This is a genomic window from uncultured Bifidobacterium sp. (assembly GCF_949292005.1).
Lineage (GTDB): Bacteria > Actinomycetota > Actinomycetes > Actinomycetales > Bifidobacteriaceae > Bifidobacterium.
In genome coordinates, this window is the sequence record NZ_CASEXV010000026.1 from 1 (window position 1) to 9,843 (window position 9,843).

12 protein-coding genes are annotated in these 9,843 nt (G+C 63.4%); 3 read left to right on the forward strand and 9 right to left on the reverse strand.

Translation table 11 applies throughout. The annotated features are described in order from the left end of the window. The first annotated feature begins 247 nt into the window (after positions 1 to 247). Positions 248 to 1,048, forward strand: a complete 801-nt coding sequence (locus Q1X90_RS01530) for a transglutaminase family protein (RefSeq protein WP_300765902.1) — start codon at positions 248 to 250, stop codon at positions 1,046 to 1,048. Positions 1,049 to 1,090: 42 nt separating this feature from the next. Here the strand turns inward: Q1X90_RS01530 and Q1X90_RS01535 are convergent, their stop codons facing one another. Genes Q1X90_RS01535 through Q1X90_RS01545 form a run of 3 tightly spaced genes read right to left on the reverse strand, consistent with a single transcriptional unit; the run spans position 1,091 to position 3,474 of the window. Further along, the gene (locus Q1X90_RS01535; protein ID WP_300765903.1) at positions 1,091 to 2,200 is read right to left on the reverse strand and encodes a lactate oxidase; all 1,110 of its coding nucleotides are present in this window, start codon (positions 2,198 to 2,200) and stop codon (positions 1,091 to 1,093) included. A gap of 48 nt (positions 2,201 to 2,248) precedes the next feature. Further along, positions 2,249 to 2,911 (reverse strand): DUF6198 family protein, encoded by a 663-nt coding sequence (locus tag Q1X90_RS01540; RefSeq protein ID WP_300765904.1) that lies wholly within the window; start codon positions 2,909 to 2,911, stop codon positions 2,249 to 2,251. After that, the gene (locus Q1X90_RS01545; protein ID WP_300765905.1) at positions 2,911 to 3,474 is read right to left on the reverse strand and encodes a MarR family winged helix-turn-helix transcriptional regulator; all 564 of its coding nucleotides are present in this window, start codon (positions 3,472 to 3,474) and stop codon (positions 2,911 to 2,913) included. The genes Q1X90_RS01540 and Q1X90_RS01545 overlap by 1 nt, the downstream gene beginning before the upstream one ends. Before the next feature lie 305 nt (positions 3,475 to 3,779). Between Q1X90_RS01545 and Q1X90_RS01550 the strand changes: the two genes are divergently transcribed. Further along, entirely contained in the window at positions 3,780 to 3,995 is a 216-nt protein-coding gene (locus Q1X90_RS01550; RefSeq protein ID WP_300765906.1) for a helix-turn-helix domain-containing protein, read from the forward strand. A gap of 19 nt (positions 3,996 to 4,014) precedes the next feature. Further along, positions 4,015 to 5,292 (forward strand): HipA domain-containing protein, encoded by a 1,278-nt coding sequence (locus Q1X90_RS01555; protein ID WP_300765912.1) that lies wholly within the window; start codon positions 4,015 to 4,017, stop codon positions 5,290 to 5,292. Positions 5,293 to 5,315: 23 nt separating this feature from the next. On the opposite strand, the gene Q1X90_RS01560 is transcribed toward Q1X90_RS01555, so the two are convergent. The 6 genes from Q1X90_RS01560 to Q1X90_RS01585 all read right to left on the reverse strand — a co-directional run. Next, positions 5,316 to 6,062, reverse strand: coding sequence for a class I SAM-dependent methyltransferase (locus Q1X90_RS01560; RefSeq protein WP_300765907.1), 747 nt, complete (start codon positions 6,060 to 6,062; stop codon positions 5,316 to 5,318). Positions 6,063 to 6,130: 68 nt separating this feature from the next. Continuing rightward, positions 6,131 to 6,670 carry a YbaK/EbsC family protein gene (locus tag Q1X90_RS01565; protein WP_300765913.1) on the reverse strand — a complete coding sequence of 180 codons (540 nt, stop codon included), beginning with the start codon at positions 6,668 to 6,670 and terminating at the stop codon, positions 6,131 to 6,133. Positions 6,671 to 6,779: 109 nt separating this feature from the next. Then, positions 6,780 to 7,205 carry a hypothetical protein gene (locus Q1X90_RS01570; protein WP_300765908.1) on the reverse strand — a complete coding sequence of 142 codons (426 nt, stop codon included), beginning with the start codon at positions 7,203 to 7,205 and terminating at the stop codon, positions 6,780 to 6,782. Further along, entirely contained in the window at positions 7,202 to 8,542 is a 1,341-nt protein-coding gene (locus Q1X90_RS01575) for a hypothetical protein (RefSeq protein WP_300765909.1), read from the reverse strand. The genes Q1X90_RS01570 and Q1X90_RS01575 overlap by 4 nt, the downstream gene beginning before the upstream one ends. After that, complete coding sequence (locus tag Q1X90_RS01580) at positions 8,539 to 9,363, reverse strand: FAD:protein FMN transferase (protein WP_300765910.1); 825 nt, start codon at positions 9,361 to 9,363, stop codon at positions 8,539 to 8,541. The genes Q1X90_RS01575 and Q1X90_RS01580 overlap by 4 nt, the downstream gene beginning before the upstream one ends. Before the next feature lie 7 nt (positions 9,364 to 9,370). Next, positions 9,371 to 9,843, reverse strand: a 473-nt coding sequence (locus tag Q1X90_RS01585) for an FMN-binding protein (RefSeq protein ID WP_300765911.1), incomplete at its 5' end; no start/stop codon positions are given.

Consider the following 9,843-nt stretch of genomic DNA (forward strand, 5'->3'; position numbering starts at 1 on the left):
ATGGCTGCCGGACGCATATGGCCACGTCGGACTACTATGCGGCGGGAATGCTGAGATCCATGAGCATGAACCTCGACAGACACGGATCCAGCCAGGCGCCGGATCGCGGAACCCTCTGACGATACGAGCCGACACGCGCCGATGCTATCGTGGACGTCGACATGACCGGTGTCGCCTCCGCACATGACGGGGACGCGGGTGCGGGAAGAGGCACAGCCGTCGGCGCGGTAGGCCGTCAGGAGACGATGTGAGAAAGCTCGAATTCGACTATGAGATGAGGCTGACGTTCAGCTCACCGGTCACCGAGCACCGATTCCAGCTGCGATGCGTTCCCGCCACCGGTCCACGGCAGCAGATCGTCGACACCCAGGTCGTTCTGGAGCCGGACGTTCCCGTCGAGACCTCCGTGGACTCCTTCGACTCCATCGTCATCACCGGCTACATTCCACAGGAGCATACGACGTTCGGATACAGGGTCACCGGTCTGGCATTCGTCGACACCGACCACGTCAAGTCCGAACCTCTCAAACCGCTGTACCGCTTCGACTCCTCACTGACCGTCCCCGGACCGGAGATAACGGCCCTGTCGTCCCGCTGCGCCGCGCGGATCGCACGGCTCGCCCCCGACGTCGCACCGCATGCCAGGGCCGCCGAGGTCATGGACGAGGTCTTCCACGCGTTCACCTACGCACCCGGATCGACGACCGTGCGGACCACCGCGGAACAGGCGTTGGCCCAAGGCAGCGGAGTATGCCAGGACTACGCGCACGTGATGCTCGCCGCATGCCGTCATCTGGGACTGTCCGCGCGATACATCGCCGGTCTCCTCAACGGCGAGGGCGCCACCCACGCCTGGGTCGAGGTGTACGAGGACGGGCGATGGATCGGGCTGGATCCCACGCACGACCGCATGGTGGACGACGGGTACATCACCATCGCCCACGGTCGCGACTACCGCGATTGCATGCTCGACATCGGAACGTTCTCGGGAAATCACGTCGAGCAAAGCCAATGGGTCAACGCCTCCGTGCACGAGCAGAGGCTCTGACGTCCGCGCCCCGATCCATCTCCGAGCTCATTGGTTTCCTGATTATCGACGGATGAGCTTGGCATGCTTCACATCGTCGATGGTGCGGGTCCCGGCGAGCTGCATGTCGATGGGCAGCTCCTTGTTGAGATGCCGGATCACGCTGGCCGCCCCCTGCGCCCCACCCAGGGCGAGACCATAGATGACGGGCCTGGCCAGGGCGACGAGATCCGCGCCGCTGGCCAGCGCCTTGAAGACGTGCGAGCCGCGCCGCACCCCGCTGTCGAACATCACGGGAACGCGTCCGTCTACGGCCCGGGCGACCTCGGGAAGAACATTGAACGATGCGGGACCACCATTGAGCTGACGACCGCCGTGATTGGAGACGTACACGCCCGACGCGCCGGCGTCGATGGCGAGCAGGGCGTCCTCCGGCGCCTCGATCCCCTTGACGATGACGGGAAGATGGGTGTAGTCGGCGATGCGCCCGACATCCTCCGGACCGATCTTCTGCGCGGCCTCGGCGTAGATCTCCATGATGCCCTTGCCCTTGCCGTCGCCTTCCGAGAAACGCGCGAGGTTCGCCATGGGGACGGGAAACTGGAATTTGTTGACGACGTCCGCCTCACGGTATCCGCCGACGGTGGAGTCGACGGTGAGGATGATGGCCTTGGCACCCGCCTTCATCGCCTCGTCGAGCAGACTGCGGTTGAAGTCCCGGTCCTTGCTCATGTACAACTGGAAGAACTGCGGCGAGCCATGCCCCGCGGCCGCCGTGTCGGCGATGGTGGTCGAGGAATAGGTGCTCTGGGCCATCAGCGCTCCGACCTGAGCCATGCCCTCGGCGGTGGCCATCTCCCCGCGCAAATGCGCGAGCCCCTGCGCCGCGGCCGGGGCCATCATGATGGGGGTCTTAAGCGGTATCCCGAATATCTCGGTGTCGGTGGAGGGCTTCTCCACGTTCGTCAGCGCCCGGGGAACTATCTGGACGTGGTCGAATGCCGCCGTGTTCTCGCGTAGCGTCCATTCGTCCTCCGAACCGCCCTGGATGTAGCCGAAGGCGCCGGTGGGGATGATCTTCCGCGCGCGTCCTTCAAGCGAGGGCAGGTCCACGATGTCGATCGGCTCCTCGCGGTCGCTCTGCTCGTATCCGTTGATGATCGTCATGATCATTCACTCCTTTGTTTCTGATTTGTCTTGTTCGTCTTGTTCGTCTTGCGCTTACAGACTTTTCGCCATCGTCCGCATGCGAGCGAGACCATGGATCATCAGTCCCACCGCGATGGCGGAGATCACGGTGCCCTCGCGCACGCTTCCGAGCGAACCGAGAAAGATCCAGCAGACCGCAGCCCCCGTGACGGACATCGTCACGTCCGAGATGACGCGCACCTTCCCGAAACGCGCATCGAAGCGCCGGCACAACGCGCGGATGAAGGCATCCCCGGGCAGCATGGCCAGATTCGCCATCACCTCGAGGAACGCGCCGACGGCGATGACCAGACAGCCGCCCAAAAGCATCACCACCTTGGGAGCGTATCCTGCGGGACTCAGCAGTCGGGCCACCGGCACGAACACGTCGATGGCGTATCCGAAGACGAATCCCAGAACGGTCTGGATCCCCAGACTCCTCCAATCGGGCTCGGCCGGGTCGATCACGATCTGCACGGCCGTCAGCGCCAATCCGAAGACGATGGTCCACTCGCCCAGCGTGAGACCGGGAACCACCAGGGACAGGCCGTAGGGTATCGCCGCGATGGGCGACGTCCCCAGATGCGCCTCGGTCACGACGGCCACCCCCAGGGCGTTCGCGGCGAGTCCGGCAAGCAGAAGGCCGCGCCGATGCCATGGACCGTTCGCCGTTCTCACGATGGTCGTTGCCGACATCAGCACCTCACCGGCTTCATGGAATCATCCGATGCGGTTGTGCCGGAGTCCTCCAGGGCATCGACGTCCTCAAGCGCGGCGACCATCCTATCGACCATGTCCGCCAGTCGCCGACGCTCATCGGACGTCAGACGGGAGAACGCCACGCGTCCGGCATCCGTTCCGTTGCCCTCAAGCTCGCGCGCCATGCGCTCCCCCGCGGCGGTGGCGAAGACCTCGCGCTCACGAGCGTCGCCGGCGCAGACCCTGGTCTCGAGAAGACCCCTGTCGCGCAGCTTCGACATCGTCTTCTGCACCGCCTGATGGGTGACCTCCATTTTCGCGCTCAGGTCCCGGCATGACGAACCCGGATGCGACGCGAAATAGAGAAGCGTCCCCGATTGGCTCGCAGTCAGTCCGTGCGCATGCAGATCGGCATCGCGGCGATTGATGAGGAGGTATCCCAGTCTGATCAGACGTCGTTGAAGGGTGAATCCCTCCACCTCGCTCCGTTCAGGAGCGTCCGATCCGTCAACCGCATCCACCGTCACCGCGCTCGACTCCTCCATATGCACTGCCTCCATACCGCACTATTTGTACAACTGGTTGTATATATCGCGAATGATGGAGGATGTCAAACTTCGCCGCGGAGGGAACCGGGAACACCGGTCAGCGCAACAGGAGCGGAAGGAATGATCGTCTCAAGCGACCTGCCGTAGGCACCCAATGAACCTGGTCAGACGCATTCGTGAAGGAGGAAGAAGATCGCGAACACATTATGCTGTATACGAACATATACAATATGAATTGTGTACATTCATATACATCCGTACGCTAAATTCCAGTGCATCGACATACTCGATGCGGACACCAGATCAGGGAGACGACCATGAAATCGCCCATCAGGACCATGTACGACATGGGTCTTGCCATACGGCAGCGCCGCACACTCCTTGGTCTTTCCCAGGAGACTCTCGCCAGACGCGCCGGCGTCTCGCGCAGCTGGCTGGCCAAGGTCGAGCTCGGCAAGGCGTCGTTCGACTTCAGACGCATCCTCATGGTCTGTTCGTCAATCGGGCTTCACGTGAGCGTGGACGATGAGTGACCGTGTTCTTGAAGTGCTCATGGACGGACGGCGTATGGGTGAGCTTCACATGAGCCGATCGGGTTCCCTGTCGTATGAGTACGACAGTGCGTATGCGAGCGAACAGGGGGCCACTCCCCTCTCACTGTCCATGCCGTTGGGGCAGAGCCGGCATGGGAACCGTGTTGTTCTTCCTTTCCTTGAGGGGCTGCTTCCCGACAATCCCCTGGCGATTCAAGCGATGTCCAGGAGATATCAGGTCTCCGCGCAATCGCCCTTCGCACTGCTCGAACACGTCGGACATGACGTCGCTGGGGCGCTACAGCTAGTTCGCCCCGGGGAGGAGTCAGAGGATTCGACGGCGAACAGAACGAGCATGCGCCCCATCGATGATCATCAGCTGTCCTCCATGCTGCGCGACATTCTGGACGTCTATGGTTCCGGGACGGCATGGAACGGCACACAGCGGATGAGTCTGGCAGGAGCACAGGCAAAGCTCGCACTGACAAGAACAACGAACGGATGCTGGGCGGTGCCTCAGCGAGGGACACCTTCGACGTGCATCGTCAAACCCCTGCCGATCGGGACAGAAACATTCCCCGATGCTGATATCGTCGAGCTTTTCTGTCAGAACGTCGTCGCAGCCATCGGACTGCCTGCGGCGCGATCGACGCTCTGGACGTCACCGGACGAAACCATGCGCGCCGTGGTATCCGAGAGATATGACCGTGAACGACGAGGCGACGGCACCTATCGGCGTCTGCATCAGGAGGATTTCTGTCAGGCGATGTCGATTCCACCGACCCGAAAGCACCAGCGACAGGACGGCGGCCCCGGAATCGGTCAGATCGGGCGACTGTTCGCAACACGATTGGAGCCGGAGTCGATGAGTGACGTCGGCAGATCCTTTTTGAGGGCCGTCACGGCAAACGCCGCTCTACTCAATACGGACGCACACGCGAAGAACTATTCGCTGATGCTGTCGGGATCCGGAGTGGTGCTCTCACCTCTTTACGACGTGGTGTCCATCGGCGCCTTCCTGGGAAAGGACGAGCATCCGCTTTTCCCCATGCGTCTTGGAACCACCTTCGACCTCGAGCAGGTGTTCCCGGAAACGCTCGTCGCCTCAGCACGCTCCCTGAGAATCGCGAAGGACGAGGCAGCGGACATCGTCGACGACACGCTTTCATCATTGGATGCGCAGCTGGACTCCGTCGCCGAGGAGATGGCCGGCATGGACGTCGATGGCATCATCTCACGGACGGTCGAAGCCATAAGAAGACATTCAGCACTTCTGACGTCAATGCATCACGAGTAGCGAACGACATCAGGCGCAGCGCATTACCGTACGGCGACGGCGCGCAGACGACGATAGTCGGCGATCCAGCAGCCGCGCGCCGCGTCCCAAAGGTCGTCCCGAAGCCCTTCCTCGACCTCGGTGATGATCGTCCGCCGTTCGTCCTCGTCCACCCGGGCGAGATCGTCGGCATGAAACTGCCGAAGCCAGCTGGAAAGCCCCGCCTCTCCACCGCCCAGCGGCGTGGGACGGTCGTAGGAGCCCACGTCGATGCCATGGAATCCGGCGCGTTCAAGATTGCGACGGAACTCGTCATCGCCGGGAAAGACGAACCGCACCGCCAGATCCAGCCCGCGCCGACGCATCGCCCGTCCCATGGCCGCATCGACGCGGGCGATGTTGCCCTTGGCGCCGAACTCGCACACAAGCCGTCCCCCGGGTCTCAGCGCGCGCCGCACGGTGGAAAGCAGCCGAGGATGGTCGGGGATCCAATGGAACACGGCGTTGGAGAAGACCACGTCGAAGTCACCGTCATACGGCAGGTCGAGCGCATCGGCGACACGGAACTCCACGCCGGGATGCTCGCGTCGGGCGCGAACGACCATCTCCGCCGAGGCGTCCACCCCGACCACATGCGGGATGCGCCCCGCAAGCTCCGCGGTGAGCGTGCCCGTCCCGCAGCCCAGATCGAGAAGCGCCTCCGTGCCCGCGGGGACGAGAGTCTCCAGCGATCTGCCGTAGGCGCTGACGAAGTCCTGATCGCGGTCGTACCGGTCGGCGTCCCATTTCATAATTCCCTGATCCCCTGTCCCTGCGTCATGTCTTCTGCCTTTTGTGCCGGCGCCATTCCCCGACGACGCTACTCCCTGCGCAGCGCGAGGCTGACGGCCCCCGGCAGCGCGGCGAGAGAGGAACCCGGCAGAAGAATCTTCGAGGCGCGCAGACCACTACCGATAAGCACCTCGTCCCTGACGGCGAGCTTCTCGTCAACGAGGATCGGCCACTCGGCGGGCAACCCGACCGGGGTGATGCCGCCGTACTCCATGCCCGTGAGCTCCACGGCAGCCTCCATGGGCGCGAAGGACAGCTTGTGGACGTGCAACGCGCGTCTGACGATGCCGTTGATGTCCGCACGGGCGTCCCCGGCCACGACGACCGCGGCATGACTGACGACGCCCGCATGCCTGCCCTCGACGATGATGCAGTTGCCCGTCACGTCCGGACCGATGTCGTAGTGCTCGCAGAACGCGTCCGTGTCGGACAGCTCGGGATCGATCGCCGCCACACGAAGCCCGGGGACGGCGGGAGCGGCCTTGGCCGTCGAAGGGGCGACGAGAGCGGCGTCCGCCGAGGGGTCGAAGTCATGGAATGCCAGTCTGCCGAAGTCCATACCGTGCATGGTAGCCACGAAGGCGCCATGGGATGGCGGTCCCGTCCATTCCACGGACGTCGAATCACTCACGGTGGCTGCCGCGAAAGGCCCTGTCGCAGAACGGATTTCGTCAACCTCAATGCCTTGCGCATAGGCATATGCTGGTGATTTGGTGGATCATATCCGGAATCATCGGGAGGTTATGCACGATACCCCAGCCGGTCATCGACATCCCGTGCATCCTGTGGATGCTGCTGATGTGCGCGGGTCTCACCACGGCCATCTTTCTCTTTCTGCGGGCGACTCCGTTCGATGAGCTGGTCGCGAGATTCGACGGCAGGGCATCCGCCCGGATCGGCAGAATCTGGTTCTCTCTGTTCGTGCCGGCATGGCTGCTGACCTGCAGCGCGTTGCCCGATGAAACCGGTCGATCCTGTACGATCGGTTTCAGGATGGCACAAGAAGATCCCACACCGGTAGACGCTGCCATCAAAAAAAGGAACAGGCTGACGGCACGACCACCAAATAAGTATGCCTGGGCGTTTCTTCCGGTTGCCGTCACCAGGCGAAGGGCTCGTCGTACATCCGCGTGGACGGGACTCCGCGGCCCTTGAGGAAGCGCGCCCACGTCCTGCGCATCCGGCCGGGTCCGGCGATGAGATACACGGCCCCGGGGATCACGACGTCCTCCATCTGTCTGCGGCTCAGCCTGCCTTCCTGTATGATCACGGGGCCGTCATGCCGCTGGCTCAGACGGTGGAGACGCTCGGCATAGGGCAGCAGCTCCCCACGTTTCGCCGTGTACACGACGGCGGCCATGCGACGGGTGAAGCGTTCGGCCACGGCCATCATCGGCGTCACGCCGATTCCGCCGGAGATGATCACGATGGGCGAGTCGCGATGCTCCTCAAGGAAACGCTGGATTCTGCCATAGGGCGGAAGAAGACCGACCTCGCTGCCGACGGCGACGGACCGCAGCCCGCGCGTGAAGTCACCATCCTCGCGAATGGCGAAAGTCCAGAGCACCACCTTCGCTCCTTCGCGCGGCGACGGACAGGCGGCCTCGTCTCCACCATCAGCCGGCCTCTCATCCGACGACGGCGCGTTGACGATGGAGAACGGATGATACTCGTGCATGCCCGTGATTCCGGGGAACCGGATGAACGCGAAGTCCCCAGCCTCCCATGTCGTCGTTGCGGGAATCCCGACGCGGACGGTCAGCTCATGGACGCGCGGCGCGATCATGCGATGGGCGACGAGACGTCCATGCAACGCCTGCCTACGCATACGGGCCTTGCCGAGAACATATAGCAGCAGGGTCAAGGCTGTCATGACGTCGAGCACCACCATGAACCAGCGGATGGACGACACGTAGTCGATGAGCTGCACGTGGACGAACACCAGAAGGACTGCGAGAAGATTGAGTCGATGGAGCCACACGGACGTCTCATGGTGGACCAGGCGCTCCACCAGGGATCGGATCCGCGCCAGCAGGGGTATGCGCGACGTCAGCCATCCCGACATGAACACGATCGACCAGCAGGCGAGGGAGATGAGGAGAATCAGCGCCAGCGTCCCCGTCTGCTTCACAAGCCCGGTTGACGAGGAGAACAGATCGTGCGCCAGCGCGGCGACGACGGCCAGAAGACCGATGACGCCGTGGACGACGTAGATGTGCGGCAGGCCCACGGCACGGTCGAGCCATCGTGGACGGACGGACAGCAACACGGCCGCCAGCATCCACGTATAGGCGACGACGCCCATCTGCATGGCCGGGAGACTCCCGAGATGAATGACGGGAAGACCGAGTGACAACGTGAGCATCATCGGGGCCGGAAGGACGAGAAGAACCACAAGCCAGACGAGAGTCAGAGCGGAGAAGGACCGTCTATCGTTCATCGCAGGACCTCCCTATGCCGATCGCAGGATTCCCTACCACCGGCGGGCCATTGAGCAACGACCCCTCTGACGTGCTCCACCGGTTCGGTTCGTTGGCCGTTCGAGTATGCGAGAATACGCTCCGGTCCGAGGACGAGAACGGCGGTAAGCCCGTGCTCGCCGACCAGACGATCGATATCACGCAGGGACGCCGCGAGGAGAGCGGTGGCCCATACGTCGGCATCGACGAGCGAGTCGGCGATAACCGTAGCCTGAACGACGTCATGGAAGCGACGCACCACATGCTCGCCTCGTTCGCTCGTTCCCGACGTCGCCACGGCTCCGGACGGCAGATCGAAGGCCGCCACGAATCGTCGTCCGTCGTGGGAGTCAACGACGCCGATATGCCAGAGGTCGCCGTCCGCACGCGGGGCCACGGCCATGTCACCTCCGGCGTTGATGGCCGCCGCGGCGATGCTCCCCTGCGCGATCAGCGGGTTCAGCACGAGGTCAAAGGCCCGTTCGACGGCCCAGCCCTTGACGAGTCCCGTGGGATCGTAGCCGCCACGGAAGAACGGGTCGAACAAGCCGTCCGTTTCCATCCGGGCCAGCAGGGAACGGCTATGGACGTCGGTGAAGTCGTCGTCCGTGAGCATCGACCTGTCCCCCGCGCGATATCGGCAGACGAGGGAATCGGAACGGAAGGGAGAGAAACGCCGGTCGACGTCGACGAGAACATCCCCGATTCCTCCGATCGCGGACTCCATGACCCGCGCGTCGCCGGGCCCGTCAAGAAGGATGGTGAAGGGCAGATTCATCACGTTGAGCGTCCGAGCATGCATGGCGCCTCTATCCCTTCGCCTGGAGGATGGCGTCCTGCAGGGATCCGGTGAATCCGTCATACGTTTCGGTCGCGCCGCTGACCAGCTGGATTTCGGAGCTTTGCGCGGCCAGGGCCTCCTTGACGTATATGGGGATCGCCTGATCGTTGATCGACGAGGAGGTCGGATTCTCCTGCGGGTACTGCAGCGCGTCGACCGCCGTGATCGATCCGCCGGACACGGTGATCCGCACCTGCACGTCGCCGCGACCGGTCGTCGTGATCGATCCGGTGTACGTTCCATCCTGCAACCCCGTCGATGACGAGGACGCGGAATCTCCAGAGGAGGACGAGGACGAGGACGACGAGGATCCGGATGAGGCCGACGCCCCTGAACCGGATGATGCCGTGGTCGCCGTCGTGGCCTGCGCCAGAAGCGCGCGGCTCTGCTGAATCCTCATCTGAGGAATGAACACGAGCGCCGCCACGTCAAGCCCCAGAG